Origin of the sequence: Inquilinus sp. CA228 (assembly GCF_052078665.1) — a bacterium.
In the GTDB taxonomy this organism is placed as follows: domain Bacteria; phylum Pseudomonadota; class Alphaproteobacteria; order DSM-16000; family Inquilinaceae; genus Inquilinus.
The window spans coordinates 67,658-93,339 of sequence record NZ_JBQJIK010000002.1 but is presented as its reverse complement, the minus strand read 5'-3'; the positions used below and the strand labels follow the sequence as shown (position 1 = coordinate 93,339).

At 70.0% G+C, this 25,682-nt stretch carries 24 protein-coding genes; 11 read left to right on the top strand and 13 right to left on the bottom strand.

Translation table 11 applies throughout. From position 1 onward, the window contains the following. Positions 1-7: 7 nt before the first annotated feature. Entirely contained in the window at positions 8-1,924 is a 1,917-nt protein-coding gene (locus ACTOWL_RS01405) for an ABC transporter substrate-binding protein (RefSeq protein WP_441319395.1), read from the bottom strand. 146 nt (positions 1,925-2,070) lie between these two features. On the opposite strand from ACTOWL_RS01405, the gene ACTOWL_RS01400 reads away from it, so the two are divergent. Continuing rightward, positions 2,071-3,099, top strand: a complete 1,029-nt coding sequence (locus ACTOWL_RS01400; protein ID WP_441319394.1) for a LacI family DNA-binding transcriptional regulator — start codon at positions 2,071-2,073, stop codon at positions 3,097-3,099. Between the two features lie 36 nt (positions 3,100-3,135). Here ACTOWL_RS01400 and ACTOWL_RS01395 read toward each other — a convergent pair whose 3' ends face one another. Beyond that, the gene (locus ACTOWL_RS01395) at positions 3,136-4,296 is read right to left on the bottom strand and encodes an alcohol dehydrogenase catalytic domain-containing protein (protein ID WP_441319393.1); all 1,161 of its coding nucleotides are present in this window, start codon (positions 4,294-4,296) and stop codon (positions 3,136-3,138) included. Positions 4,297-4,387: 91 nt separating this feature from the next. On the opposite strand from ACTOWL_RS01395, the gene ACTOWL_RS01390 reads away from it, so the two are divergent. Beyond that, on the top strand, positions 4,388-4,687 hold the full coding sequence (locus tag ACTOWL_RS01390; RefSeq protein WP_441319392.1) for a putative quinol monooxygenase: 300 nt from the start codon (positions 4,388-4,390) through the stop codon (positions 4,685-4,687). A gap of 4 nt (positions 4,688-4,691) precedes the next feature. On the opposite strand, the gene ACTOWL_RS01385 is transcribed toward ACTOWL_RS01390, so the two are convergent. Then, positions 4,692-5,114 carry a MarR family winged helix-turn-helix transcriptional regulator gene (locus ACTOWL_RS01385; protein ID WP_441319391.1) on the bottom strand — a complete coding sequence of 141 codons (423 nt, stop codon included), beginning with the start codon at positions 5,112-5,114 and terminating at the stop codon, positions 4,692-4,694. 295 nt (positions 5,115-5,409) lie between these two features. Here ACTOWL_RS01385 and ACTOWL_RS01380 point away from each other — a divergent pair, with 295 nt between their 5' ends. The 7 genes from ACTOWL_RS01380 (at position 5,410) to ACTOWL_RS01350 (ending at position 12,615) form a co-directional block, all read left to right on the top strand. Continuing rightward, positions 5,410-6,357: a substrate-binding domain-containing protein gene (locus ACTOWL_RS01380; protein WP_441319390.1), complete on the top strand. Its 948-nt coding sequence runs from the start codon at positions 5,410-5,412 to the stop codon at positions 6,355-6,357. A 97-nt stretch (positions 6,358-6,454) separates the two neighbouring features. Beyond that, complete coding sequence (locus tag ACTOWL_RS01375; protein ID WP_441319389.1) at positions 6,455-7,696, top strand: urea ABC transporter substrate-binding protein; 1,242 nt, start codon at positions 6,455-6,457, stop codon at positions 7,694-7,696. Positions 7,697-7,710: 14 nt separating this feature from the next. Next, the gene (locus ACTOWL_RS01370; protein WP_441319388.1) at positions 7,711-8,577 is read left to right on the top strand and encodes a branched-chain amino acid ABC transporter permease; all 867 of its coding nucleotides are present in this window, start codon (positions 7,711-7,713) and stop codon (positions 8,575-8,577) included. After that, positions 8,574-9,623: an ABC transporter permease subunit gene (locus ACTOWL_RS01365; protein ID WP_441319387.1), complete on the top strand. Its 1,050-nt coding sequence runs from the start codon at positions 8,574-8,576 to the stop codon at positions 9,621-9,623. The genes ACTOWL_RS01370 and ACTOWL_RS01365 overlap by 4 nt, the downstream gene beginning before the upstream one ends. After that, entirely contained in the window at positions 9,623-10,351 is a 729-nt protein-coding gene (locus ACTOWL_RS01360) for an ATP-binding cassette domain-containing protein (RefSeq protein ID WP_441319386.1), read from the top strand. Before ACTOWL_RS01365 ends, ACTOWL_RS01360 begins: the two co-directional genes overlap by 1 nt. Next, a complete protein-coding gene (locus tag ACTOWL_RS01355; RefSeq protein WP_441319458.1) occupies positions 10,351-11,049 on the top strand; it encodes an ABC transporter ATP-binding protein in 699 nt (232 codons plus the stop codon). Before ACTOWL_RS01360 ends, ACTOWL_RS01355 begins: the two co-directional genes overlap by 1 nt. Before the next feature lie 51 nt (positions 11,050-11,100). Beyond that, complete coding sequence (locus ACTOWL_RS01350) at positions 11,101-12,615, top strand: amidase (protein WP_441319385.1); 1,515 nt, start codon at positions 11,101-11,103, stop codon at positions 12,613-12,615. Between the two features lie 9 nt (positions 12,616-12,624). On the opposite strand, the gene ACTOWL_RS01345 is transcribed toward ACTOWL_RS01350, so the two are convergent. The 3 genes from ACTOWL_RS01345 to ACTOWL_RS01335 are packed head-to-tail and all read right to left on the bottom strand — an operon-like array spanning position 12,625 to position 15,966. Further along, positions 12,625-13,908: an aspartate aminotransferase family protein gene (locus ACTOWL_RS01345; RefSeq protein ID WP_441319384.1), complete on the bottom strand. Its 1,284-nt coding sequence runs from the start codon at positions 13,906-13,908 to the stop codon at positions 12,625-12,627. Further along, positions 13,901-14,935: a phosphotransferase gene (locus tag ACTOWL_RS01340; protein ID WP_441319383.1), complete on the bottom strand. Its 1,035-nt coding sequence runs from the start codon at positions 14,933-14,935 to the stop codon at positions 13,901-13,903. The genes ACTOWL_RS01345 and ACTOWL_RS01340 overlap by 8 nt, the downstream gene beginning before the upstream one ends. Further along, entirely contained in the window at positions 14,935-15,966 is a 1,032-nt protein-coding gene (locus ACTOWL_RS01335; RefSeq protein WP_441319382.1) for a histone deacetylase family protein, read from the bottom strand. Before ACTOWL_RS01335 ends, ACTOWL_RS01340 begins: the two co-directional genes overlap by 1 nt. A gap of 143 nt (positions 15,967-16,109) precedes the next feature. Here ACTOWL_RS01335 and ACTOWL_RS01330 point away from each other — a divergent pair, with 143 nt between their 5' ends. Beyond that, the gene (locus ACTOWL_RS01330; RefSeq protein ID WP_441319381.1) at positions 16,110-16,790 is read left to right on the top strand and encodes a GntR family transcriptional regulator; all 681 of its coding nucleotides are present in this window, start codon (positions 16,110-16,112) and stop codon (positions 16,788-16,790) included. Here ACTOWL_RS01330 and ACTOWL_RS01325 read toward each other — a convergent pair. From ACTOWL_RS01325 to ACTOWL_RS01295, 7 genes are all read right to left on the bottom strand, one after another. Beyond that, positions 16,778-17,554, bottom strand: a complete 777-nt coding sequence (locus ACTOWL_RS01325) for a class II aldolase/adducin family protein (protein WP_441319380.1) — start codon at positions 17,552-17,554, stop codon at positions 16,778-16,780. The two genes, ACTOWL_RS01330 and ACTOWL_RS01325, sit on opposite strands and share 13 nt — an antisense overlap. Positions 17,555-17,580: 26 nt before the next feature. Further along, on the bottom strand, positions 17,581-19,194 hold the full coding sequence (locus tag ACTOWL_RS01320) for an ABC transporter ATP-binding protein (RefSeq protein WP_441319379.1): 1,614 nt from the start codon (positions 19,192-19,194) through the stop codon (positions 17,581-17,583). Then, positions 19,191-20,018: an ABC transporter permease gene (locus ACTOWL_RS01315; RefSeq protein ID WP_441319378.1), complete on the bottom strand. Its 828-nt coding sequence runs from the start codon at positions 20,016-20,018 to the stop codon at positions 19,191-19,193. Before ACTOWL_RS01315 ends, ACTOWL_RS01320 begins: the two co-directional genes overlap by 4 nt. Further along, positions 20,018-20,995, bottom strand: a complete 978-nt coding sequence (locus ACTOWL_RS01310) for an ABC transporter permease (protein ID WP_441319377.1) — start codon at positions 20,993-20,995, stop codon at positions 20,018-20,020. The genes ACTOWL_RS01315 and ACTOWL_RS01310 overlap by 1 nt, the downstream gene beginning before the upstream one ends. A 2-nt stretch (positions 20,996-20,997) precedes the next feature. Then, on the bottom strand, positions 20,998-22,590 hold the full coding sequence (locus tag ACTOWL_RS01305) for an ABC transporter substrate-binding protein (protein ID WP_441319376.1): 1,593 nt from the start codon (positions 22,588-22,590) through the stop codon (positions 20,998-21,000). A 184-nt stretch (positions 22,591-22,774) separates the two neighbouring features. Continuing rightward, positions 22,775-23,005 carry a DUF2783 domain-containing protein gene (locus ACTOWL_RS01300; protein ID WP_441319375.1) on the bottom strand — a complete coding sequence of 77 codons (231 nt, stop codon included), beginning with the start codon at positions 23,003-23,005 and terminating at the stop codon, positions 22,775-22,777. After that, the gene (locus tag ACTOWL_RS01295) at positions 23,002-24,576 is read right to left on the bottom strand and encodes an FAD-dependent oxidoreductase (RefSeq protein WP_441319374.1); all 1,575 of its coding nucleotides are present in this window, start codon (positions 24,574-24,576) and stop codon (positions 23,002-23,004) included. Before ACTOWL_RS01295 ends, ACTOWL_RS01300 begins: the two co-directional genes overlap by 4 nt. 130 nt (positions 24,577-24,706) lie before the next feature. Between ACTOWL_RS01295 and ACTOWL_RS01290 the strand changes: the two genes are divergently transcribed. Then, positions 24,707-25,657 (top strand): MBL fold metallo-hydrolase, encoded by a 951-nt coding sequence (locus tag ACTOWL_RS01290; RefSeq protein WP_441319373.1) that lies wholly within the window; start codon positions 24,707-24,709, stop codon positions 25,655-25,657. Positions 25,658-25,682: the final 25 nt, after the last annotated feature.

Below are 25,682 nucleotides of genomic sequence, written 5' to 3'. Positions count from 1 at the left end.
TGGGCGGCTATTCGTAGAAGTAGGTTTCCGGGTTGGTCGGCCCCGGGGTCATGTAGAAGACCGTGTCCGGCATCGCCTCCGGCACGTTGTGCATGTTGGTCTTCACCACCCCGACATTATCCGGCTGCATTACCGTGCCGATCACCCAGAACTGGTCGCGGGTGATGGCCAGCAGCTTCTTCATCACTTCGATCTGGCGGGCGGTGGTCGGCTGGGCCTTGAGCTGCTCGTACAGCTCCTGCTGCTCACGCGCCGGGCCGGTCGGCTCGACCCCGTTCGGGTCCTTCGGGTTCTGGTACCAGATGCCCCAGGCCGAGGCGAAGGCCGACTGGTTCTCGTAGGGGAAGTACCATTTCGGGTCGAGCAGCCCGAGGAAGTCGTAGCCGCCGCCGCCGAGCCAGACCAGGCCCTGCTGGTCGTTGGCCAACTGCCGGGCGAAGGCGAAGGAGGATTCGATCGCCTTGACCTGCATGTCGATGCCGACATCGCGCCAGTACTTGCGGATCAGCTCCAGCGCATCGACATGGTATTTGCGCGAGGCCAGGGCATCGATGGCGAAGGAGATGCGCTTGCCGTCGGGGCCGAGGCGGAACCCGTCGCCATCCTTCTTGTCGAAGCCGGCAGCGTCGAGTAGCTGGTTGGCCTTGGCCGGGTCGTATTCGGTGTACTGGGTGGCCATGGTCTCGTCATACAGCGCCATGTCCGGCCGCGGCGCCGCCTGGTAGGGCCGCGACAGGCCGGCATAGATCAGCTCGTTCAGCTCGTCGCGGTTGATCGCCAGCGACAGGGCGATGCGGAAATCGCGGTTCTGGAACACCTTCTGCAGGGTCTCGTCCTTTACCGTCTGGTTGAGGCAGATCAGCATCGAGTTGGAATAGGCCGGTCGGGCCCGGAACAGGCGGTAGCCGCCCTGCTCCATATGCTGGGCCATCACCGCCTGGTTCTCGATGCCGTCGAGCCCGTAGGCCTGCATGTCGAGGTCGCCGTTGATCGCCTTCAGCACCAGCCCCTGGGTGTCGCCGACCACGTCGTAGGTGACCCGGTCCATGTAGGGCAGCTGGTTGCCCTCGGTATCGACCTTGAAGAAATACGGGTTGCGGACGGCGACGACCTGGCTGGTGCCGCTGTAGCCCACGGTCAGCATCCAGGGGTCCAGCACCGGCCGGCCGACATCGCGCCAGCGGCTGGCGTTCTGATAGGCGGTCCGGTTCTGGAACAGCGTCGTCCAGTTCGGCGCACCGGCCGCCTTGACCAGGGCGTCGATGCCATCGGGGTTGTACTTCTTGTGGAACTTCTCGAGGTAGTGGCGCGGCGACGCCGCCAGGATGTCGGAGCCGAGATGCGTCGCCATCACCGGCAGGAACAGCCCGTTCGGCGCGGCGAAGCTGAAGCGGACGGTCTCGGCGTCGACCTTCTCCACCGTCACCGGCTTGCCGCCGGCCCGGAGCCAGCGCGGCGCCGAAGGCGTCAGCTCGGTGTTCATCAGCACGTCCTGGTACCAGAACATGATGTCGTCGGCGGTGAAGGGCGCCCCGTCCGACCATTTCATCCCCTTCCGCAGATGGAAGGTGAAGGCGGTGGCGTCGTCATTGACGTCGACGGATTCGGCGGCGTCGGGCACCACATCGGTCCAGGCCGGGTTCCAGCGCACCAGCCGGGTGTAGCCGATGGTCCGGTCCATCGAGCCGTCGGAGCCGCCGACCACCGCCTGCCGCCAGGTGCCGCCGTATTTGCCGACCTTCTCCAGCGGCGTCACCACCAGCGGATGCTCCGGCAGCCGCTGCGCCAGCGGCGGCAGCTTGCCGGCCGTCACCTCGGCCGCCAGGACCGGCGCCTCGCGGTACTCGGCGGCCGCGGCCGCCGTGGCAAAGAACAGCATCGGGATCAAAGCCGCGCCCCACAGCGCGCGTGTTCCGGCGCCCATTCCTGAGTCCTCCCTCTGGGTTGGTCTTCGACCTTATGTCCGACTCAATATCGTTAACGTTAACGTTCGTCAATCCCACTTGCGATCCAAGGAAATTCTACGTATTCAGTTGACTGAATGCCCAACCTCGCCAGAGACCCGCGAGAGTGACAGTTAACGATAACATGCAGAACGGCCCGAAACCCCTGCCCCGCGGCGCCACCCTGACGGATGTGGCGGCGGCGGCCGGCGTCTCGACCATGACGGCGTCGCGGGTGATGAACGGCCGCGGCGGCGCCAGCGAGGAGACCCGGGCCCGGGTGCTGGCAGCGGCAGCCCACCTGGCCTACCGGCCGAACACCTTCGCCAAGGGGCTGAAGGGCGACCGGTCCTACACCGTCGGCATCGTGGTGCCGGACATCGGCAACCCGTTCTTCCCGGAGGTGATCAAGGGCGCCGAGCTGGCGGCGCGGGCCCGCGGCTTCACCCTGCTGACCTGCAACGTGGTCGAGGACCCGGAGCGCGAGGCGGAGGTGCTGGCGACGCTGCTGGACCGCCGGGTCGACGGCGTCATCGTCTGCAGCGCCCGCCTCGAGGACAAACGGCTGCAGCAGGCGATCGAGCAGCACCGGGCGGCGGTGCTGATCAACCGGCCGATGCCGCGCCGGGTCGCCGGCACCATCGAGATCGACTTCCGCACCGGCTTGGCCGCCGCCACCCGGCTGCTGATCGGCCGCGGCCGCCGCCGCATCGCCTATATCGGCGGCCCGCCGACCTCCTACAGCGGCCGGATGCGCCGCGCCGGCATCCTCGACGCCCTGGCCGAGCACGGGCTGGATCTGGTCGCCGAGGAGTCGGCGACGCCCGACCTGGAGGGCGGCATCGCCGCCGCCAGGCGGCTGTCCGGCACGGGGACGCAGGTCGACGCGATGATCTGCTACAACGACCTGATCGCGATCGGCACCCTGTCGGTGCTTCGCGAGATCGGGCTGGCGGTGCCCGGCGACGTCGCCGTGCTGGGCTGCGACGACATCCTGGCCGCCCGGCTGGTGAACCCGCCGCTGTCGACCATCCATGTCGCCAAGCAGGACCTGGGCGACGCCGCCATGCGCATGCTGATCGACCGGATCGAGGGCCGCAGCCTGCAGCATTCGATCGTAATCGAGCCCGAGCTGATCGAGCGCGCCACGACCTGAAGCCCGCTCGCGGGACCTGTTCGGCTCCCCGGCTCGTCATCTCCGCGGCAGCGGGGATCTCGTCGCGCTTTGACCGGAAAGAGGGTCCCGCTTTCGCGGGAATGACGGCAAAGGGATGGGCTGCCGCCGTCCAGGATGCGGTGCAGCGGGGTTCCAGCCCTCCGCCCCGCGCAGGTCGAGCACCAGCCGCCCGACAACCTCTCCCCGGCGCAACCGCGAAAGCGCCTGGTTCACCTGGTCGAACGGCACCGTCTCGACCGCCGCCGCGACCAGACCGCGCGCCGCGAAATCCACCGCCTCCTGCAAGTCCTGGCGGGTGCCGACATTGGACCCGCGGATCGACTTCTCCCAGTTGGAGATGGCGGCGATCGACAGCCGGATCGCGTCGCGCTGGCCGCCCGGCAGGCCGATGAAGACGGCGGTGCCGCCGGGCCGGATCAGGGCCAGGCTCTGCTCGAAGGCGGCCGGCGCCGGGGCGGTGACGATCGCGGCCGCGGCGCCGCCGCCGGTCAAGGCGACCACGGTCCCGGCCGCGTCGGGCCCGGCCTCGACCACCGCCTCGGCGCCGAGCCGCCGGGCCAGGTCGAGCTTGGCCGGGTCGACGTCGAGCACGATCGGGCGGAAGCCCATGGCCCAGGCATACTGCATGGCGACATGGCCGAGGCCGCCGGCGCCGACGATGGCGACGAAATCCCCGGCCCGGGCCTCGCTGCGCCGGAGGCCGCGATAGGTGGTGACCCCGGCGCACAGGATCGGGGCGATGCGGACGAGGTCGACCCCATCGGGGATCAGGCCGACGAAATCCGCCCGCGCCACCATGTACTCGGCATAGCCGCCGTCGCAGCTGAAGCCGGTGGCGCCGCCCTCCGGGCAGATCGTCTCCATCCCCGCCCGGCACCAGGCGCAGCGGCCGCAGGCGCCGGCCATCCAGGGCACGCCGACGGCGGCGCCGAGCGCCGGACGGTCGACGCCCGGGCCGTGCGCCGCGACATGGCCCGCCACCTCATGGCCCGGGATCAGCGGCATCTTCGGCGGCTCGCCCCAGTCGCCGTCGACCGCGTGCAGGTCGGAATGGCAGACGCCGCACGCAACGACCCGGATCAGGATCTCGCCCGGCCCCGGCTCCGGCACCGGCGCGGTCCCGATCTCCAGCGGTTCTCCGACCCGGCGCAGCAGCGCCCGACGCATCAGCGGCATTCCGGCTTCCTTCGATGGTTCAGTTAATTGAATATTCAATAATCAGAAATTACGCTACAGAGGATAATCCAGCCATGGGAGCCCGGACAGGATGATCACGATCACGGCGATCCTGCGCGCGAAATCGGGAGCGGAGGCCGAGCTGCAGGCGGCACTCCTCGCCGTCGCGGCGCATGTCCGGGCCACCGAGCCCGACACGGTCGATTTCTTCGTCTCCCGCGACGCCGAGACGCCGGCGGTCTTCACCACCTATGAGCGGTTCCGCGACCGCGCGGCCATGGAGGCGCATAACGGCTCCGCCGCCGTCGCCGCCTTCTTCGCCGCGACGACGCCGATTCTGGACGGACCGGTCACACTGCATATCTGCGACGAGGTCAGCGCGAAACGCTGATCCCCTACTCCGCGATCAGGCCGCGCAGGATCTCGGTCAGCCGGGCGAGGTCGCCGGGAGAGAGGCGGTCGAGGACGCGCTTCTGCTGCTCGGTCGCGTAGCCGCCGATCTTCTGCCACAGCGCCTGGCCGCGCCTGGTCGCGTAGATCAGGACACGGCGCCGGTCGTTCGGGTCGGGCGCGCGGACCACCAGCGACTGTGCCACCATGCGGTCGATGATCTTGGTCAGGGTCGGCGCCTCGACGAAGACCTGCTCCGCCAGCTCGGTCATCGGCCGGCCCTGGCCGTCGGCGAGCAGGCCGAGGACCCGGGACTGCTCGATCGGCACCCCCTGGGGACGCAGCTTCTCCCTGAGCTCTTCCTCGAATTGACGGTTCACGCCGGCGATGAGGTAAGCCAGCTGGTCTTCCAGGCGTTCCGGCGTCACGGCGTTCCCCAACCATCGAAATTTCATTAGATGACTTTGACGGTAAATAGCCGGCCAGAGTCCGGCTTTCAAGGTCGGCGCGGGAGGCCGTGCCGCCGGTTGCGGATGCTGCCCAGAACGTAAGCACGCCCGACCACACCGCCGATTTTTGCGGCACGCCGGCGGCGGCCGGATCTCGCCCGCGGCACGACACCGGGATGGCATGGTCATTGCATCGTCTCGCCGATAGACTCGGATCCGCGCTCGACGGGCCAAGAGCGCTCCGTCGGCGCCCCCAGCCTCGGAAGGACGTGGCGTGAAAATCGGGTTGCTGCTGCCGCGGGACGGGCCGGCCGGCCTGTGGTCCCCTTCGACCGAAGCCAGCGCCCTGTTGGCGGTCGCGGAGATCAATGCCCAGGGCGGCATCCGCGGCCGTCCGGTCGACCTGGTGCTCGGCGATGCCGGCGGCACCGTGGCGGAGGCGGCGGAGGCGGCCGACGACCTGATCGTGCTGGACGAGGTCGACCTGCTGGTCGGCATGCATCCGAGCGACATGCGCGAGGCGGTGACCGCGGCGGTGCGCGGCCGCCGCCCCTATCTCTACACCCCGCAATACGAGGGCGGCCGGATCGAGGCCGGCGTGACGGCGACCGGCGTCACCGCGGCCGAGCTGCTGCGGCCCGGCCTGCACTGGCTGTCGGAGCGGCGCGACGCCCGGCGCTTCTTCATCGTCGGCAACGACTATGTCTGGCCGCAGGTGTCGGGCGCCGTCGCCCGGGCGCTGATCCGCGACGGCGGCGGCACGCTGGTCGGGCAGAGCTTCCTGCCTTACGGCATGCGGGACTATGACCCGATCTTCGCGGCGATCCGGCGGGCCCGGGCAGATGTCGTGATCCTGCTGCTGCTGGGGCAGGAGGCGATCGCCTTCAACCGCGAATTCGCCGAGGCCGGGCTCGACCGCCGCCATCTCCGCTTCGCGCTGGCGACCGACGAGACCGTGCTGTACGGCATCGGCGCCGAGGCCTCGGCCGGCCTCCACATCACCGCGACCTATCTGGCGACGCTGCGCTCGGCCGGCAACGACAGCTTCCTCGAGCGCTACCACGGCAGCTTCGGGGTCCAGGCGCCGACCCCGAACGCCTTCTGCCAATCCTGCTACGACGCGCTGCACGCTTTGGCGGGAAAGCCCCGGCCCGCGCCGCGCCGGGCCGTGCACCTGGCCGAGGCCGACGGCCTCGACTTCCGCGTCATCGCCAGCTTCTGAGCCGGCCCGGGCGCCGATCGATAAAACTATTGCCATATCATTAATTGCCGTTTCATATATCTCCAAATCAAAATACGAGCGACAGGAGAGGCGGCACATGCGGATCTCGCGGCGCGACGTTCTGAAGACCACGGCCCTGTCGGCGGCCGGGCTGCTGGCCAGCCCGGCGATCCTGCGCAGCGGCGCCCTCGGCGCCGACGACCCGATCCTGGTCGGCAGCCTGCACGACCAGTCCGGCCCGATCGCGGCCACCGGCGTGCCGATGGTCGCCAGCCTGCAGCTCGCGATCGAAGAGGCGAACGCCGCCGGCGGCCTGCTGGGCCGGCCGCTGAAGCTGGTGCATTACGACACCCAGTCGACGATCCAGATGTACAGCCAGTACGCCCAGCAGCTCGCGCTCAAGGACAAGGTCGCGATCGTGCATGGCGGCATCACCTCGGCCTCGCGCGAGGCGATCCGGCCGATCTTCGACCGGTTCAAGGTGCTGTACTTCTACAACACGCTGTATGAGGGCGGCGTCTGCGACCGCAACATCTTCTGCACCGGCACCACCCCGGCCCAGACGGTGGAGAAGCTGGTCCCCTCGGCGATGAAGAACTGGGGCAAGAAGGCCTACATCATCGCCGCCGACTACAATTACGGCCAGATCACCGCCAAGTGGATGACCAAATACGTCCAGGACAATGGCGGCGAGGTCCTGTCAACCGACTTCTTCCCGCTGGACGTGACCAATTTCGGCCCGACGATCAGCAAGATCCAGGCGGCCAAGCCGGACATCATCCTGTCGGCCCTGGTCGGCGGCAACCACACCGCCTTCTACCGGCAATGGGCCTCGGCCGGGATGAAGCAGGAGATCCCGATCGCCTCGACCACCTTCGGCCTGGTCAACGAGCAGACCACGCTCGACGCGCAGGAGAGCGACGGCGTCCTCGCCGCCTACGGCTATTTCGAGGAGCTGACGACCACGGCGAGCACGACCTACGTCAAGAAGCTGAAGGACAAGTTCGGCACCGACATCCCCTACATCTCCGAGATCGCCGCCGCGACCTATGAGGGCTTCTACCTGTGGCTCGAAGGGGTGAAGAAGGCCGGCTCGCTCGACCGCATGAAGGTGATCGAGGCGCTGGAGAGCGGCATCAGCTTCGACGGCCCGACCGGCAAGGTCGTGCTCGACCACGCCACCCATCACGCCACGCGCAACGCCTATCTCGGCAGCGTCAAGGACCGGCACTTCTCGGTGGTCGCGACCTATGAGCAGCAGCCGCCCTCCGACACCGCGGCGGTCTGCAACCTGATCGACAAGCCGACCGACAACCAGCAATACGTGATCAAGGTCTGAGCGGGGCCGGGCCGATGGATCTCGCCGCCATACTCGCGCTCGACGTCCTGAACGGCGTCGCGTCCCTGATCCTGCTGTGCACCGGCCTGGCCGTCATCTTCGGCATGATGCGCATCATCAATCTCGCCCATGGCGAGTTCCTGATGCTCGGCGCCTACGCCACCGTGGTCTCGACCAATGCCGGGGTGAACATCTGGGTGGCGATGCTGGTGGTGGCGCCGCTATTCGTCGGCGCGGTCAGCCTGGTGGTCGAGCGCTGTTTGATCCGCTTCCTCTACGGCCGGCTGGTCGACACCATGCTCGCCACCTGGGGCCTCAGCCTGTTCATCGTCGGGCTGGTGACGACGATCTACGGCAACACCATCCAGGGCGTGCCGACGCCGCTCGGCGGCTTCTCGATCGGCGCCTACCGGTCCAGCCTGTACACCCTGTTCCTGGTGGCGATGGCGGTGCTGCTGCTGGCAGCGGTGTGGGCGGTGCTGCGCTACACCCGCCTCGGGCTGATCGCGCGGGCGACGATGCAGAACCCGAACATGGCGGCCGCCCTCGGCGTCAGCCCGAACCGGGTCTACATGGCCACCTTCGCCGTCGGCGCCGCCATCACCGGCCTGGCCGGCGGCCTGCTGGCGCCGGTCTCCGGCGTGGTGCCGACGATGGGGGCAGCCTATGTCGCCAAGGCCTTCATCACCGTGGTCGGCGGCGGCTCGGCGATCCTGGCCGGCACCGCCTCGGCCGCCGGGCTGTTCGGCTTCATCAACCAGATGGCGGCCTATCTGACCACGCCGGTGTTCGGCGAGGTAACGCTGTTCGTCTCGGCGATCATCCTGATCCGGGTGCTGCCCCAGGGCATCTCCGGCCGCTTCTTCGGGCGCAGCCTATGACCGGGCACCCTCTCGCGAAACTGGCGCAGGCGGCGGCGCTGGCCGTGGCGATCGCCGCCGTCGTGGTGATGCCGCAGCAGGTCGATCTCTTCGACCTGATGCAGTACACGCTGTTCGCGGCGATGGGCATCCTGGCCCTCAGCCTGGGCTTCATCTGGGGCTTCGGCGGGATCCTGTCCTTCGGCCAGACCGCCTTCTTCGGCCTCGGCGCCTACGCCTATGCCGTCGCCGCGATCAATTTCGGCGACAGCACCGGCGCCGTGGTGCTGGCGGTGCTGGTGCCGGCTGGGTTCGCCCTGGTGCTCGGCTACTTCATGTTCTACGGCCGGATCAGCGACGTCTATCTCGGCGTGATCACGCTGACGGTGACGCTGATCCTGTTCAACCTGGTGAACTCCACCGCCGGCGACGAGTACCGTATCGGCACGGCGGCGCTGGGCGGCTTCAACGGCATGCCGTCGATCCCCGGCCTGAACGCCCCGGGCAACCCGGACTACATCCTCGACCCGGAGGAGCTGTGGTTCGTCACCGGCGGCGCCCTGATCCTGGTCTATGTCCTGCTGCGCCTCCTCCTGGCCAGCCGGTTCGGCCGGGTGGCAGTGGCGATCCGCGAGAACGAGACCCGGGCCGCCCTGCTGGGCTACGACCCGCGGCTGACCAAGCTCGCGGTGTTCGTGGTGGGCGGCGGCGTCGCCGGGCTGGCCGGCTGCCTCTACGCCAATTGGGGCGCCTTCGTCAGCCCGACGATCTTCAGCCTCGCCTTGTCGGCCGAGATCATCATCTGGGTCACGGTCGGCGGCCTGGGCACCCTGATCGGGCCGGTGATCGGCTGCGTCCTGATCCAGTACCTGGTGGCGCAGATCGGCACGCAGCAGTCGTTCAACGCCAACCTGGTGCTCGGCGTCATCCTGATCGCTTTCGTGCTGCTGCTGCGCAAGGGGCTGGTGCCGACGGTGCAGGATCTCTGCGGCCGGATGGTCGGCCTGGTCCGCCGGCGCGCCGGCCGGACCGCCGACAGGCTCGGCGCGCTGAAGGAGGCCGAGTGATGGCGACGCCGGTCCCCCTGATCGAGACCAAGGCCCTGACCATGCGCTTCGGTGGGGTCACCGCGGTCAGCGAGGTCGACTTCACTTTGCGCGAGGCCGAGCTGCGCTGCCTGATCGGGCCGAACGGCGCGGGCAAGAGCACCTTCTTCAAGATGCTGACCGGTCAACTCGCCCCCAGCGCCGGCGCCATCCGCTTCCGCGGCCGGCCGGTCGCCGGCGCCAGCCCGCACGAGATCGCCCGGCTGGGGGTCGGCATCAAGACCCAGGTGCCGAACGTGTTCAACGGGCTGTCGGTGCGCGAGAACGTCTGGCTCGGCGCCCGGCGCACCCACACGCCGCTGCGCACGGCGGCAGTGGTGGACGAGGTGCTGGAGAAGATCCGCCTGACCGAGCAGGCCGGGACCCTGGTCGGCCAGCTGTCGCACGGCCAGCGCCAATGGGTCGAGATCGGCACCGTGATCGCGGCCGATCCGGAGCTGATCCTGCTCGACGAGCCGGCGGCCGGCATGACCCATGACGAGGTGCTACGCACCGCCGAGCTGATCCGCGAGATCAACCAGTCCCGCGCGCTGGTGGTGGTCGAGCACGACATGCAGTTCATCCGCATGATCGCGCGCACGGTCACTGTGTTCCACCAGGGAAGGGTGCTGATGGAGGACACGGTCGACGTGGTGCTGCGCGACGGCCGGGTGCGCGACGTCTATCTCGGCAAGAAGGTCGCGGCGTGATGCTGAGGGTCCAGGGCCTGCATGGCGGCTACGGCCGCATCCCGATCCTGGCGGGGGTCAGCTTCGCGGTCGAGGCCGGGGAGTCGGTCGGCATCCTCGGCCACAACGGCATGGGCAAGACCACGCTGATGCGCACCCTGATGGGCTACCTGCCGGCCACGGCCGGGACGGTCAGCTTCGAGGGCCGTGAGATCACCAAGGCGCCGACGGCCGCGCGCGCCCAGGCCGGAATCGGCTTCGTGCCGCAGGGGCGCGAGATCTTCCCGAACCTGTCGGTCATGGAGAACCTGCGCATGGGCATGGCCGCCGCCCGCGAGGACCGCAGCGTGATCGAGGAGGTGCTGACCGAGTTCCCGCGGCTGCAGCGCCTGCTCGACCGGCGCGGCGGCGCCCTGTCCGGCGGCGAGCAGCAGCTGCTGGCCCTGGCGCGCTGCCTGTGCATGCGGCCGAAGCTGCTGCTGCTCGACGAACCGACCGAGGGCATCCAGCCCTCGATCATCGAGGAGATCGTGGAGACGCTGGACGGGCTGCGCGCCCGCCGCGGCCTGACCCTGATCCTGGTCGAGCAGAATCTCGACTTCATCGCCGCGCTGTCGCAGCGCATCCTGACCATCCAGAAGGGCCGGATCACCGGCAGCCTGGCGCCGGAGCAGTTCCGCGACCCCGAGTTGGTCGCCGAGTTCGTCGGCATGGCCTAGCCGCCCTCGCCGGCACCACCGTTTCGTCCACGCCCGATAGGGGAGAACAGCATGGCCGTCACCCGTCCGTCCGTTCCGCAGCTGGTCGACATCGCGGCCGGCCTCGGCATGCACCTGACCACCGACCAGGCGACGGAATACCTGTCGCTGATGGCCGGCAGCTTCGCCGCCTATGACGTCGTCGACGCGCTGCCGGACGAGGTGCCGGCGGTGAAATATCCGCGCACGCCCGGCTATCGGCCCGGCCCGGCCGAGAACCCGCTCAACGCCTGGTACTGGAAGAGCGAGGTGAAGGGTGCGGCGGGCGGCAAGCTGGCCGGCAAGACGGTCGCGCTGAAGGACAATGTCTGCCTCGCCGGCGTGCCGATGATGAACGGCGCCTCGACCCTCGAGGGCTATGTCCCGAACATCGACGCCACCATCGTCACCCGCATGCTCGACGCCGGCGCCACCATCCTGGGCAAGGCGGTGTGCGAGTATTTCTGCCTGTCCGGCGGCAGCCACACCTCCGAGCCCGCCCCGGTGCACAACCCGCGCAAGCGCGGCTATTCCGCCGGCGGCTCCTCCTCCGGCAGCGGCGCGCTGGTCGCGGCCGGCGAGGTCGACATGGCGATCGGCGGCGACCAGGGCGGGTCGATCCGCATGCCCGCCGCCTTCTGCGGCATCTACGGCATGAAGCCGACCCACGGCCTGGTGCCCTACACCGGCGTCATGCCGATCGAATCGACGATCGACCACACCGGCCCGATGACCGCGACGGTGGCGGACAACGCCCTGCTGCTGGAGGTGCTGGCCGGCCCCGACGGGCTGGACCCGCGGCAATACGCGCCCAAGGTCACCTCCTACACCGGCGAGCTCGACCGCGGGGTGAAGGGGATGAAGATCGCCGTCGTCACCGAGGGTTTCGCCGGCGCCAATCTGGAAGCGGATGTGAAGGAGAAGGTGCTGGCGGGGGCCGAGCGGTTCCGGTCGCTCGGCGCCGAGATCGCCGAGGTCTCGATCCCCGAGCATCTGGTCGCCGCCTCGGTCTGGACGCCGATCGCGCTGGAAGGCCTGCAATGGCAGATGATGCTGGGCAACGGCATGGGGATGAACTGGAAGGGCCTCTACAATGTCGGCCTGATCGACGCGCATGCGGCGTGGCGGGAGCGGGCCGACGATCTGTCCGAGAGCCTCAAAATTTCGATGCTCACCGCCCAGTACTTCATCAGCCACTACCGCGGCCGCTACTATGCCAAGGCGCAGAACCAGGCCCGCCGGATCAAGGCGGCCTACGACGCGGTCTTCGCCGGCTACGACCTGCTGCTGATGCCGACCCTGCCGATCAAGGCAACGCCGCTGCCGGAACCGGGCGCCTCGATCACCGAGATCGTCACCCGGGCCTTCGAGATGATCGGCAACACCTCGCAGTTCGACGTCACCGGCCATCCGGCGATGTCCCTGCCCTGCGGCCTCGGCGGCGGCCTGCCGATCGGGCTGATGCTGGTCGGCAAGGACTATGCCGAGGCCACGATCTACCAGGCGGCCGCGGCCTTCGAGGCCGGCGGCGACTGGAAGAATTTCTGATCGGGGGCGCTACGGCCCGTACGGGTCGGCGAGGGTGCGGTCGAGGGCGTCGACCAGGATCTCGGCATGCTCGCGGCCGAAGACCAGCGGCGGGCGCAGCTTCAGCACGTTGCCGTGCCGGCCGCAGCTGCTGACCAGCACCCGCCGGCGGCGCAGCCCGTTGACCACGCGGGCGGCCAGGGCGCCGTCCGGTTCGCGCGTCGCCCGGTCGCGCACCAGCTCGACCCCCAGGAACAGCCCCGCGCCTCGAACATCGCCGATGGCGGGGTGGCGGGCCGCCAGATCCTGCAACGCCTGACGCAGGACCGCACCGGTGTCGCGCGCATTGGCGACCAGACCCTCGCTTTCGATCACGTCCAGCACCGCCATGCCGACCGCGGCCGAGACCGGGTTGCCGCCGAAGGTGTTGAAGTAGCGGGTCCGGCGGCCGAACTCGGCCAGCACCTCCGGCCGCGCCGCCATGCCCGCGATCGGGTGGCCGTCGCCCATCGGCTTGCCCATGGTGACCATGTCCGGGACGAAGCCGTGCCGGGCGAAGCCCCACATGCCGTCGCCGGTGCGGCCGAAGCCGGGCTGCACCTCGTCGGCGATGACCAGCCCGCCCGCCGCCCGCATCGCCGCCGCCGCCGGGGCCAGGAAGCCGGCGGGATCGGCGAAGACGCCGTCGCTGGAGAAGATGGTGTCGACCAGCAGCGCCGCCGGTACGATCCCGTGCTGGCGCATATCCTCGATCGCGGCGGTCACCCGGGCGGCGAAGGCCTGGCCGACATCGGCCGGCTCGCGATAGGCTTCGGGCGGCGCGACCAGGCGGACATGGTCGCCGATCCGGACCGCGCTGCCGAGCGAGGGCGACATCTCCGCCAGCGCCACGGTGACGCCGTGATAGGCCCAGTCGGTGACGATCACGCCGGTGCCGCCGGTGACGGTGCGCGCCACCCGCAGGGCCAGGTCGTTGGCCTCGCTGCCGGTGCAGGTGAACATCACATGGCCGATCTCCGGCGGGAAGGTCGCCAAGAGCCGTTCGGCATAGTCGAGCACACCCTCCGAGAGGTAGCGGGTGTGGGTGTTCAGCACCGCCGCCTGCCGCGCCAGGGCGGCGACGACATGCGGATGGCAATGCCCGACCGAGGCGACGTTGTTGTAGGCGTCGAGATAGCGCCCGCCCTCGGCGTCGGTGAGCCAGACGCCCTCGCCGCGCACGACATGCAGCGGCTCGTCGTAGAACAGGCGGTAGGCCGGCCCCAGCAGCCGGTCGCGGCGGGTGCGCAAAGCGGCGGTGCGGTCGTCAGGCATCGGCGGTCTCCTCGCGGCAGATCCGGCGCAGACGATCGGCGACGGCCTGCCGGTCGAGGTCGGCCAGGCGCCGCAGCCGCGCCCAGGCCGTCCGGTTGTTGCGCAGGATGTAGTCCCGGTTCTCCGGATGGTGCCGGGCGCGCCAGGCGCCGATGACCACGATCATCACCAGCCGGGTCGCCATCAGGTCGCAGAGCAGGCCGATCTCCTCCGGCCGCAGCGGCAGCGCGGCGTGGTAGCCGGCGATCAGTTCCCCCACCGGGCCGAGCGGATCGTCCCCGTCCGACAGGTGATAGGCGGCGGCGACGGCGACATCGCTGGCCAGCACGGTCCGCACCGCGTCGCCGAAATCGATCAGGCCGGTGATCGTATCGGGGTCGGTGGGATCGACCAGGATGTTGCTGGGATTGGCGTCGGCATGGATCACCTGCCGACGCAGCCTCGGCAGGGCCGGCGCCACCACCCGATCGAACCGGTCGAGGCCGGCTTCGGCCAGGGCTCGGCTTTCCGCATCCTCGATCTCGCTCAGGAGGTCGCGCAGCCGCGCCGCACCGGCCATGTCCCAGATCAGCTCATGCTCGTCCGCCGGGTGGCGGAAGCCGGCGAGTGCCGTGCCGAGGCGGCCGAGCCTTTCGCCGATCCGCCGGCGCTGGCGCGGCGAGCGCGCGGCGACCGTCGCCAGCGGCGTCCCGTCCAGGAAGGACAAGAGTCGGGCGACCAGCGGAACGCCGGCGCCGATCTCGATCTCCGTCGCCCCTTCGGGCGTCCGCAGGATGCGCGGCGCCGGCAGCTCCGGATCCGCCTTCTCCAGATGCAGCAGCAGCCCGGTCTGGAAGTTGGTGACCTGCCGCTCCTCGGCCGGGTCGGCGATCTTGAGCAGCACGCGCCGCCCGGCCGCGGTCTCGATCCGGAAGTTCTGGTCACGCTCGCTGCTCAGGGCCCCGGCGCGCCCCGCGATCCCCCAGCGGGCACGGACCAGCCGCTCGGCGTCCTCCGGCGAGAGGCACCTGTCGTCGATCCCGGTCATCAGCCGGAGAAGCCGTCGAAGAAGCGCGTCAGCAGCCGGCCGAGGAAGTCGACGGCATAGCCGCCCTCCTGGATGATCGCCGTCGGCTTGCCCAGCGCCCGGATCTTCTCGCCGGCCCGGGCGAAGCCGTCCTCGGTCACCTGCAGCGCCGCCAGCGGCTCGTCCTTCGAGGCGTCGAAGCCGAGGCTGACCACCACCGCATCGACCCCCGCCCGCCCGACGGCCGCCACCGCCTGGTCGACCGCGGCGAGCCAGCCCTCGTCGCCGGTGCCGAGGGCGAGCGGCAGGTTGAGGTTGGCGCCCTCCCCCGCCCCGCCGCCGGTCTCGCCGGCATGGCCGACATACCAGGGGTAATAGCGGTTCGGGTCGCCGTGCACCGAGGCGACGAAGACATCCGCCCGGTCCCAGAAGATGCCCTGGGTGCCGTTGCCGTGATGGGCGTCGATGTCGAGCACGGCGACGCGCGCGGCGCCGCGGTCGCGCAGCCGCTGCGCCGCCAGCGCCGCATTGTTCAGGTAGCAATGGCCGCCGGCCCGGGCCGCATAGGTATGGTGCCCGGGCGGGCGCGCCAGCGCATAGGCGGCGCGGCCGGACGCCGCCTCATCGGCCGCGGCGACGGCGCAGGACGCGGCGGCGACGGAGGCCGCCCAGGTCTGCGGCCCGATCGGGCAGGAGGTGTCGGCGGTGTACCAGCCGAGTTTGCCGACGATGGTGCCGGACGGCCGGGCGCCCTGGGCCAGCATCTCCGGGCTCGGGTGGATGTTCGGCACCAGCTCGGGCCCATGGTCGGGCAGCGCCGACCATTCCGCCCAGGCCTGTTCCAGGAAGTCGAGATAGTCCGGCGCGTGGACCGATCGCAGTGCGGCGCGGTCGACCGCCGGCGGCTCGACCACCTCGAGCTTCATCTCGCGCACCGCGGCCAGCAGCGCCTCGGCCCGGGCCGGCACCTCGAAGTTGCGGCGCAGCTGGCCGCGCTGCAGGAAGAACTGCGGCGCGTGGCTGCGCTGGATGTCGTTCCAGAAGACCTTCATCTCGCTGTCCCATTCGTCGAAAGGCGGCCGGCCGGCCTCGACCGCCGCCGTAGCACTGATGTATGATGCATCATCGAGACCTTTCGCACCACCCCGCCCACATGGACAGCACGACACTCCCGACGACCGAAAAATCCCGCCCGGTGCCGGGCCTGGATGCGATCGACCACGAGAATCTGGGCGACATCGTCTACGCCAAACTGGGCGCGGCGCTGATGGAAGGCGCGCTGCGGCCCGGGGAGCGGCTGCGGATCCGCGACCTGGCGCAGCAGATGGGCACCAGCGTCACCCCGGTGCGCGACGCCATCCTGCGGCTGGTGCAGGAGCAGGTGCTGATCCTGCGCAGCCTGCGCGACATCCGCGTGCCGTCCCTGACCCTGGAGCAGTATCTCGAGATCCGCGACATCCGGATCGAGCTGGAGGGGCTGGCGGCGGAGCGCGCCGCGGCGCGGACGACGCCGAAGGACCTGAAGCTGCTGGAGCGGCTGATCCGCCAGAACGAAACGGCGATCCGCAAGGGCGACACCGCCGCCGCCATCGCGCTGAACGAGCAGTTCCACCTGGCGCTGCCGGCGATCGCCGGGCTGCCGACCCTGGCCGGCATCCTGAAGCCGCTGTGGATGCGGATGGGACCGCTGATCTCCGAGCTCTACGAGGCCGGCGGCCGGTCGATGATCGAGCATCACTATCCGGTCCTGGAGGCGATCCGCGCCGGCGACGGCCCGGCGGCGCGGCGGGCGATCGCGCAGGACATCCTGAAGGGCGGCGAGGTCATCCTGCGGCGCAAGCTGCTGGAGGCCGAGGCCCCGGCTCACGACCAGTAGGGCGGCTTCCCGTCCTCGACCAGGACCAGCGCGGCCTTCCACCCCTTCTCGCAATGCTCCAGCGTGGCGCCGCGGCGGAACTGCTCGGCGGTGTGCAGGCGCACCTCCTCCGGCGGCAGCACCAGCTCCGCCCCGCCGGCCAGGGCCTGGATCTGGGCCTGGCAGGCACGCTCCAGATAATAGATCTGGTTGAACGCCTCCGGGATGCTGCGCCCGGCCACCAGCAGCCCATGGTTGCGCAGGATCATCGCCTGGCGGTCGCCGAGGTCGCGCACCAGCCGGTCGCGCTCGTCGAGGTCGAGGGCGATGCCCTCATAGCCGTGATAGGCCAAGCGGCCGTAGAACTTCAGTGCATGCTGGCTGATCGGCAGCAGGCCCTGCTTCTGGGCCGAGACGGCGATGCCGGCGGCGGTGTGGGTGTGGATGACGCAGACCAGGTCGTGGCGGGCGGCGTGGATCGCGGAATGGATGGTGAAGCCGGCGGCGTTCACCTCCTGGTCCATCGTCGCATCGGCGCCGCCCACCACATGGCCGTCGAGGTCGATCTTGACCAGGTCGCTGGCGCGCATGCGCTCGAACAGCACGCCGTAGCGGTTGATCAGGAAATGGTCCTCCGGCCCCGGCACCCGGGCGCTGATATGGGTGTAGATCAGGTCGGTCATCCGGAAATGCGCGACCAGCCGGTACAGCGCCGCCAGGTCGCAGCGCGTCGTCCACTCCGCCTCGCTCATGCCGGGCGGCACTGCCGTCATGTGTCCGTCCATCCGGGCCTCCTGATGTCTTTGATCGCTCATGCTGCCGGCTCCATCGCCAGAGCCGGCGGCGTCCAGTGCCGGCCGGGGATGCTGTCCAGCAGCTCGCGGGTATAGTCATGGGCCGGGGCGGCGAAGACCGCGGCGGTCTCGCCCTGCTCGACGATCTCGCCGCGGCGCATCACCGCGATCCGGTCGCAGATCTGCGCCGCGACGCGCAGGTCATGGGTGATGAACAGCATCGACAGGCCGAGGCGCCGGCGCAGGTCGCGCAGCAGGTCCAGCACCTGGGCCTGGACCGAGACGTCGAGGGCCGAGACCGGCTCGTCCGCGATCAAGAGCTCCGGCTTCATCGCGAGGGCGCGGGCGATGCCGATGCGCTGGCGCTGGCCGCCGGAGAATTCATGCGGGTAGCGCGCGACGGCGCCGCGGTCCAGCCGCACCAGGTCGAGCAGCGCCAAGGCTTCGGCCTCGGCCTGGGCCCGGGGGGTGCCATGGGCGATAGGGCCCTCGCAGATGATCTCGCCCACCCGCCGCCGCGGGTTGAGCGAGGCGAAGGGGTCCTGGAACACCATCTGGATGCGCTTGCGATAGGGCTGCCAGCCGGACCGCGACAGGGGGCGCAAATCGGCGCCATCAAAGATGATGGAGCCATCATCCGGCCGCACCAGCCGGACCAGCGTCCGGGCCAGGGTCGACTTGCCCGAGCCGCTTTCGCCGACCAGGCCGAGCGTCTCGCCGCGCCGGATCTCGATCGTCGCGCCGTCGATCGCCATCGTCGCCGGCCGGCGGAACAGGCCGTGCGAGCGATAGGTCTTGCGGATGTCGCGCGCCGCGACCAGGACGTCCGACCCGACGGCCACGCCGCCCGGCGCCTGGCCCTCGAAGCGGGGCACGGCGCGGATCAGGGCCCGGGTGTAGGGATGGGCCGGCGCGTTCAGCACCTCCTGCGCCGTCCCGGTCTCGACGATGCGGCCGTGCTGCATCACCGCGACCCGGTCGGCGATCTCGGCGACCACGCCGAAGTCGTGGGTGATGAAGATCACCCCCATGCCGCGCCGGCGCTGGATCGACTTGATCAGCCGCAGGATCTGCATCTGGGTGGTGACGTCGAGCGCAGTCGTGGGTTCGTCGGCCACCAGCATCGCCGGCTCCAGCGCCAGGGCGATGGCGATCATCACCCGCTGGCGCTGCCCGCCCGACAGCTGGTGCGGATAGGACCGGGCGATCCGCGCCGGGTCGGGCAGGCCGACCGCGTCGATCAGCTCGGCCACCCGGTTGCCGGGGCGCACCCCGTGCACCTGCAGCACCTCGGCGATCTGGTCGGCGACCCGCATCAGCGGGTTCAGCGCGGTCATCGGCTCCTGGAAGATCATGCCGATGCGGGCGCCGCGCAGCTGGCGCAGTTGCTCCGGCTTCAGCGCCAGCAGGTCGCGCCCCTCGAACAGGACGCGGCCGGACCGGACCGGCAACTGCTTCGGCAAGAGGCCGGTGACCGCGGCGGTCGCGACCGACTTGCCCGACCCGCTCTCGCCGACGACGCACAGGATCTCGCCGGCCGCCAGGGTCAGCGACACGTCGGCGACGGCGTCCGGCCGGTCGCCGCCCGGCGGCAGGGCCACGGTGAGGCCGGTGATCTCGAGCAGGCTCATCCCCGCCTCCGCGCCAGGCGCGGGTTCAGGGCGTCGCTGAGCCCCTCCCCCACCAGGTTGAGCGACAGCACGGTTAGGAAGATGGCGACGCCGGGGAAGACGCTCATCCACCAGGCCAGGCGGATGACGCTGCGGCCGCTGCCGATCATGAAGCCCCAGGACATCAGGTTCGGGTCGCCGAGGCCGAGGAAGGACAGCGAGGATTCGAGCAGGATCGCGGTCGCCACCATCAGGCTGGCCAGCACCACCACCGAGGAGGCGACGTTCGGCAGGATCTCGCGGCAGATGATGGCGGCGTGCGACCGGCCCAGCACCTCCGCCGCCTGGACGAATTCGCGGTGGCGCAGCGACAGGCATTCGGCCCGCACCACCCGCGCCACCGGCGGCCAGGAGACCACGGCGATCGCCACCACGATCGACCCCAGGCTGGGCGTCAGGATGGCGACCACGACGATGGCCAGGACGAAGCCGGGCACGGTCTGGAAGATCTCGGTGAAGCGCATGATCAGATCGTCGACCCGCCCGCCGGCATAGCCTGCGAGAGCGCCGAGCAGCACACCGATGCCGACGGCCGCGAGGGTCGAGACCACGCCGATCAGCATCGAGACCGAGGCGCCGTAGGCGATGCCGGCGGCGACGTCGCGCCCGAGCGAGTCGGTGCCGAGGACGAAATGGTCCTCGCCCGGCGGGGTGAAGGGCGCGCCCTGCATGTCCCAGGGCGAGAACGGGAACAGCAGCGGCGCCAGCGCGGCGATGAGGCCGAGCGCGACCAGGAAGAGGAGGCCGATGACGGCGCCCTTGTGGCGCAGGAAGGCCCGGGCCATCACACCGCCTCCACCCGCGGATCGATCACCAGATACAGCAGGTCGGCCACCAAGTTGAACAGCACCACCAGCACCGAGGTGCAGAGGAAGACGCCGAGCAGCAGCTGGTAGTCCCGGGCCAGCAGCGCGTCGAAGGCCAGCCGGCCGATGCCGGGCCAGGCGAAGACGGTCTCGACCAGCACGGCGCCGCCGACCAGCTGCCCGGCCTGGATGCCGGCCAGGGTGACGATCGGCAGCAGGGCGTTGCGCAGCACGTGCCGGCGCAGGATCCGCCCCTCCGGCACTCCCTTGGCCCGGGCGGTGCGGATATGGTCCTGGTCCGCCACCTCCAGCATCGAGGCGCGGGTCATGCGGGCATAGACCGCCATGTAGAACAGGCCGAGCGTCACTGCCGGCAGGGTCAGGTACCACAGCGTGTCGAGCACCGCGGCGAAGCCGGTCAGGTCGGCGCCGACGGTCGAGCTGCCGAAGCTGGGCAGCCAGTTCAGCCAGACGCTGAACACCAGCACCAGCATCAGCCCGACCCAGAAGATCGGCGTGGCGTAGAAGCACAGGGCGACGACCGTGACCACGCTGTCGAGCCAGCGCCCGGCATGGCGCGCCGCAATGACGCCCGCGACCACCCCGGCCAGCAGCGCCAGCAGGAAGGCGGTGCCGGTCAGCAGCAGCGTCGCCGGCAGCCGCTCCAGGATCAGCGAGGCGACGCTGCGCTGCTGCGGGTAGGAGAAGCCGAGATCGAACTGCGCCACATGGCCGAGATAGATGCCGAGCTGGGTGATCAGCGGCTTGTCGAGGCCGAATTGCTGCCGCAGCTGGTCGACCAGCTGCTGGTCCGCCGCCCCGGACTGGCCGGCGATGACGCTGGCCGGGTCGCCGGGGGCGGCGTGGATCAGCAGGAAGCTGACCACCGCGACCGCCAGCACGACCAGCACCATCTTGACCAGGCGCCGGCCGAGCAGGAGCAGGAGCCGCGCCATGGTCAGGCGATGAAGACGTCGTCGAAACAGGCGTGCACGCCGGTTCCGGTGGTGATCAGGTTGGTCACCCGGCGGTCATGGATGGTCGGGAAGCTCATTTCCATCAGCCAGACCACCGGCACCTCCTCGGTCAGGAGCTTCTGCACGTCGGTGAAGGCCTGCTTCCGCGCCTCCGGATCGCCCGACATCCGCGCCGTCTCGAACAGCTTGTCGACCGCCGGGTTGGAATAGCCCTCGGTGTTGGCGAAGGTCACCTTCTTGATGTTGCTGCTGACATAGGTGCGCTCGACCCCCAGCGTCGGGTCGCCGTACTGATAGACGAAGTTGATCGCGGTCTCGTAGTCCCAGTCGCCGACCCGCTTGGCCCAGCTGCCGGCGTCGGTCGTCTCCAGCACCACCTGGATGCCGACCTTGCCGAGCGAGGCGCGGATATATTCCGACAGGCGCGACCAGATCTCGCCATAGGGGATGGCGAGATGCTTGATGGTGAAGCGCACGCCGTTGGCGTCGGGCTTCAGCCCGGCATCGTCGAGCAGCTTCGCCGCCGCCTCGAGGTCATAGGCCTGCAGCTTGGCGTCGGGATCGTGGTAGCGGGTGGCCGAGGCGATCGGGCTGGTCGCCGGCTTGCCGACGCCGAACCACAGCCGCTTGACGATGAAGTCGCGGTCGAGCGCATGGCTGATCGCCTGGCGCACGCGGACGTCGTCGAGCGGCTTCACCCGGTTGTTGAGGTCGAGCCACATCAGCGGCGCGAAATACTCCCAGCCCTTGGTCTCGACCATCACGGTCGGCAGCTGCTGGAACCGCGGCACGTCGAACGGCTCGATGTCGTTGAACTGGGTCATCTGGACCTGGCCGGTCTCCAGCGCCAGGGCCCGGCTCTGGCTGTCCGGCACGATCCGGTAGATCAGCTGGTCGAGATAGGGCTGCCCGGATTTCCAGTAATCGGCGAACTTCTTCAGCCGGATGAAGCTGCCGCGCTGCCAGGCGTCGAAGGCGAAGGGGCCGGTGCCGACCGGGTGCTGGTTCGCCGGGTTGTTGCGGTAGTCGGTGCCATCATAGAGGTGCTTCGGCACGATGGCGCAGGTGGTGACGTCGAACATCAGCAGGAACGGCTCGAACGGCGAATCCAGCGTCAGCTTGACGGTCTGCGGGTCCGGCGCCTCCGCCGCCTTGATCTTCTGGAACACGCCGCGGGCGCGCGGCGCCAGCTCCATGTGGAACTTCATGATCGAGAAGATCACGTCGTCGGCCGTCATCGGCTGGCCGTCGTGGAATTTCACGTTCGGCTGCAGATGGAAGGTGTAGGTCAGCCTGTCGTCCGACAGCTCCCAGCTCTTCGCCAAAGCCGGCAGGGGCGCCAGGTCGGGGGCGTAGCTGATCAGCCCCTGATAGATCTTGCTGGAGACGATCAGGGTCGGCCCCTGGTTGTTCACGCCGGGGACCAAGAGCGGCGGCTCCGGCGTGATCACGGTGGTCAGCGTGCCGCCGGCCTTGGGCGCCACGCCCTGGGCCCGGGCTTCGGCGAGGCTGAGGAGCGAGAGCGCCCCGGCAGTGGCGAGCAGATGCCGCCGCGTCAGACCATGGCTGTCCATTCTTCGATCGCCTCCTCTGCTGCCGGCCGGTCAGGTCCCGCCGCCCGAGATCCGGCTTCTGCAAATCCCGTGCCATTTGGCGCATCATGTTTGATGCATCATAATTCGACGGTCAAGAGCCGTGGAGAGCGGTCGGCGAGCGGGGCCGGCAGGATCGATCCGGGGCGGATTGCCCAGGAATTGATCAGGCAGATGCCGGGCGGGACGCGCCGCGAGGGTCAGGCCTGCGGGCGCGGTCGATGGCGGCGATCACCGCCTCCGGATCGCCGGCCAGATTGGCCAGGATCAGCACCAGCCGGGCGTTCAGCGCCGCGCTCTCGGCCGGCCCCAGCCCCTCATGCGCCTGCAGCAGCGCCGCATAGACGTCGTCGCCGCGGCCCGCCAGCCGGTCGCGGCCGAGATCATGATCGGTCATGAGACTTCTCCCTTGGCCCGCGCCAGCGCCGCTCGAATCTCCGCCGCCGAGGCGCCGGTCAGCCGGGCGGCGACATGCTGGTCGGGCCGGATCAGATACAGGGCCTCGCCGTAGCGGGCGGCGGCGAAGCCGTTCGGATCGCCGTCGGCATCCACCCGCAGCACCGGCAGGCCCATGCCCTCCGGCACCGCGACACCGCCGACGGCCAGCAGGCTGAAGCCGCCGCCGAGCCGGTCGAGCAGGAAGGTCTCGCCGTCCAGCCGGGCATCCGGGCACACCGCGCCCGGCGACAGCAGCCCGTCGGCGGCTTCGGCCGGCGTCTGCAGCGACAGCCCGCCCAAGGCGCAGGGCAGCGACAGCCGCCCGGAATTGACCAGCCGGCGGGCGAAGGCGTGGTCGGCGGCGAGGTCCAGCACGGCGGCGCGGAACACCCGCTCGATCTCGCTCTTCGGCGTCATGAAGCGGGTGGCGCGGGCCGAGTTCAGGATGTTCTCGTCCGCCGCCCGCACCCGTTCCTCGTCATAGCTGGCGAGGAGATCCGGCCGCGCCTCGCCCTGCAGCACCAGGGCCAGCTTCCAGGCCAGGTTGTCGGCGTCCTGGATGCCGCCATTGCCGCCGCGGGCGCCGAAGGGCGAGACCACATGGGCGGCGTCGCCCAGGAAGATCACCCGGCCGTGCACGAAGCGCTCCAGCCGGCGGCACTGGAAGCTGTAGACCGACACCCAGTCGAGCTCGAACGGCCGGTCGCCGACCATCGCCCGGATGCGCGGGATCACCCGCTCCGGCCTGCGCTCCGCCTCCGGGTCGGCGTCGGGGCCGAGCTGCAGGTCGATGCGGTAGATGTCGTCCGGCTGCTTGTGCAGCAGCGCCGACTGGCCGGGATGGAACGGCGGCTCGAACCAGAACCAGCGCTCCGGCGGGAAGCCCGCCTTCATCTCGACATCGGCGATCAGGAAGCGCTCCTCGAAGGCTTGGCCGAGGAAGTCGAGCCCCAAAGCGCGGCGGACGGTCGAGCGCACCCCGTCGCAGGCGAGGAGGTAGCCGGCCTCGATCGTGTAGCCGCCGTCCGGGGTCTCGACCTGGAGCCGCACGCCGTCGCCGCCCGGCTCGACCCCGGTGACGCGGTTCTTCCAGCGCAGGTCGATCAGCTCCGGGAAATCGGCGCAGCGCTCCACCAGGTACTGCTCGACGTAATATTGCTGCAGGTTGATGAAGGCCGGCATCCGGTGGCCGGGCTCGGGCTGCAGGTCGAAGGCATAGACCTCGCGGTCGCGGTGGAACAGCCGGCCGACCTTCCAGGTCACGCCCTTGGCCAGCATGCGCTCGCCGATGCCGAGCCGGTCGAAGATCTCCAGCGTGCGCTTGGACCAGCAGATGGCGCGGGAGCCAACCGAGACCACGTCGTTGTCGTCCAGCACCACGCTCGGCACGCCGTGCAGCGCCAGGTCGATCGCCGCCGCCAGGCCGACCGGGCCGGCGCCGACGATGGCGACGGGATAGCGCCGTCGGCCGCCGCCGGACAGCTCCGGCGGAGTGCGCACCACGAAGCGCTGAGTGGCGTATCGGGCCATAGGCCCTCCTCTGCTCGGCCGTTCGCCCAGGATGATGCGTCGGAAGGCCCGCGTCTGTCCTCAGATCTGAGGACAGCGCAGACGGCGCCATCGCCTTATGCTGACCGGAACAACGCGGGAGGAGCGTCCCATGACCAAGAGCTTCGCCTCGGCCGGCGACATGGCCGAGAAGTCGATCTCCTTCACCCGGCTCGGCGACGGCCTCTACGCCTTCACCGCCGAGGGCGACCCGAACACCGGCGTCATCATCGGCGACGACGGCGTCATGGTGATCGACGCCCAGGCCACGCCGGTGATGGCGCAGCAGGTGATCGAGCGCATCCGCGGCGTCACCGACAAGCCGGTCAAATACGTCGTCCTCAGCCACTATCACGCGGTGCGGGTGCTCGGCGCCTCGGCCTATGGCGCCGGCGAGATCATCGCCTCGGAGACCTGCCGGGCGATGATCCATGAGCGCGGGCAGGAGGATTGGGACTCCGAGTTCGGCCGTTTCCCGCGGCTGTTCCAGGCGGCGGAGTCGATCCCCGGCCTGACCTGGCCGACGGTGACCTTCAAGGACCGCATGACCCTCCATCTCGGCCGCCGGCGGGTCGACCTGCTGCATCTCGGCCGGGCCCACACCGCCGGCGACATCGTCGGCTGGGTGCCGGATGCCGGGGTGATGTTCTCCGGCGACATCGTCGAGTACCGCTCCGCCTGCTATTGCGGCGATGCCCATTTCAACGACTGGCCGGGGACGCTGGACGCCATCGCCGCCTTGCGGCCGGAGGCGCTGTCGCCCGGCCGCGGCGACGCCCTGGTCGGCGCCGCCAGGGTGGCCGAGGCGATCGAGCTGACTCGCGACTTCCTGGCCAGCACCTACCGGCCGGTCGCCCAGGTCGCGGCCCGCGGCGGCTCGCTGAAGGAGGCGTGGGATGCCTGCCGCGCCGCCTGCGACCCGAAATTCGCGAGCTACGCGATCTACGAGCACTGCCTGCCCTTCAACGTCGCCCGTGCCTATGACGAGGCGCTGGGCATCGACACGCCGCGGATCTGGACCGCCGCGCGGGACCGCGAGATGTGGGCCGCCCTGCAGGGCTAGCCCGGCACTATGCTAAGCTCCGCGC

Excerpts from the sequence above, each read along its gene's own strand:
- ACTOWL_RS01325 (WP_441319380.1), bottom strand. The coding sequence starts at position 17,554 with ATGGACGGACACATGACGGCAGTGCCGCCCGGCATGAGCGAGGCGGAG.
- ACTOWL_RS01345 (WP_441319384.1), bottom strand. The coding sequence starts at position 13,908 with ATGCCTGACGACCGCACCGCCGCTTTGCGCACCCGCCGCGACCGGCTG.
- ACTOWL_RS01355 (WP_441319458.1), top strand. The coding sequence starts at position 10,351 with ATGCTGAGGGTCCAGGGCCTGCATGGCGGCTACGGCCGCATCCCGATC.
- ACTOWL_RS01390 (WP_441319392.1), top strand. The coding sequence starts at position 4,388 with ATGATCACGATCACGGCGATCCTGCGCGCGAAATCGGGAGCGGAGGCC.
- ACTOWL_RS01295 (WP_441319374.1), bottom strand. The coding sequence starts at position 24,576 with ATGGCCCGATACGCCACTCAGCGCTTCGTGGTGCGCACTCCGCCGGAG.
- ACTOWL_RS01405 (WP_441319395.1), bottom strand. The coding sequence starts at position 1,924 with ATGGGCGCCGGAACACGCGCGCTGTGGGGCGCGGCTTTGATCCCGATG.
- ACTOWL_RS01375 (WP_441319389.1), top strand. The coding sequence starts at position 6,455 with ATGCGGATCTCGCGGCGCGACGTTCTGAAGACCACGGCCCTGTCGGCG.
- ACTOWL_RS01340 (WP_441319383.1), bottom strand. The coding sequence starts at position 14,935 with ATGACCGGGATCGACGACAGGTGCCTCTCGCCGGAGGACGCCGAGCGG.
- ACTOWL_RS01320 (WP_441319379.1), bottom strand. The coding sequence starts at position 19,194 with ATGAGCCTGCTCGAGATCACCGGCCTCACCGTGGCCCTGCCGCCGGGC.
- ACTOWL_RS01335 (WP_441319382.1), bottom strand. The coding sequence starts at position 15,966 with ATGAAGGTCTTCTGGAACGACATCCAGCGCAGCCACGCGCCGCAGTTC.
- ACTOWL_RS01370 (WP_441319388.1), top strand. The coding sequence starts at position 7,711 with ATGGATCTCGCCGCCATACTCGCGCTCGACGTCCTGAACGGCGTCGCG.
- ACTOWL_RS01350 (WP_441319385.1), top strand. The coding sequence starts at position 11,101 with ATGGCCGTCACCCGTCCGTCCGTTCCGCAGCTGGTCGACATCGCGGCC.
- ACTOWL_RS01300 (WP_441319375.1), bottom strand. The coding sequence starts at position 23,005 with ATGACCGATCATGATCTCGGCCGCGACCGGCTGGCGGGCCGCGGCGAC.
- ACTOWL_RS01310 (WP_441319377.1), bottom strand. The coding sequence starts at position 20,995 with ATGGCGCGGCTCCTGCTCCTGCTCGGCCGGCGCCTGGTCAAGATGGTG.
- ACTOWL_RS01395 (WP_441319393.1), bottom strand. The coding sequence starts at position 4,296 with ATGCCGCTGATGCGTCGGGCGCTGCTGCGCCGGGTCGGAGAACCGCTG.
- ACTOWL_RS01305 (WP_441319376.1), bottom strand. The coding sequence starts at position 22,590 with ATGGACAGCCATGGTCTGACGCGGCGGCATCTGCTCGCCACTGCCGGG.
- ACTOWL_RS01290 (WP_441319373.1), top strand. The coding sequence starts at position 24,707 with ATGACCAAGAGCTTCGCCTCGGCCGGCGACATGGCCGAGAAGTCGATC.
- ACTOWL_RS01365 (WP_441319387.1), top strand. The coding sequence starts at position 8,574 with ATGACCGGGCACCCTCTCGCGAAACTGGCGCAGGCGGCGGCGCTGGCC.
- ACTOWL_RS01360 (WP_441319386.1), top strand. The coding sequence starts at position 9,623 with ATGGCGACGCCGGTCCCCCTGATCGAGACCAAGGCCCTGACCATGCGC.
- ACTOWL_RS01315 (WP_441319378.1), bottom strand. The coding sequence starts at position 20,018 with ATGGCCCGGGCCTTCCTGCGCCACAAGGGCGCCGTCATCGGCCTCCTC.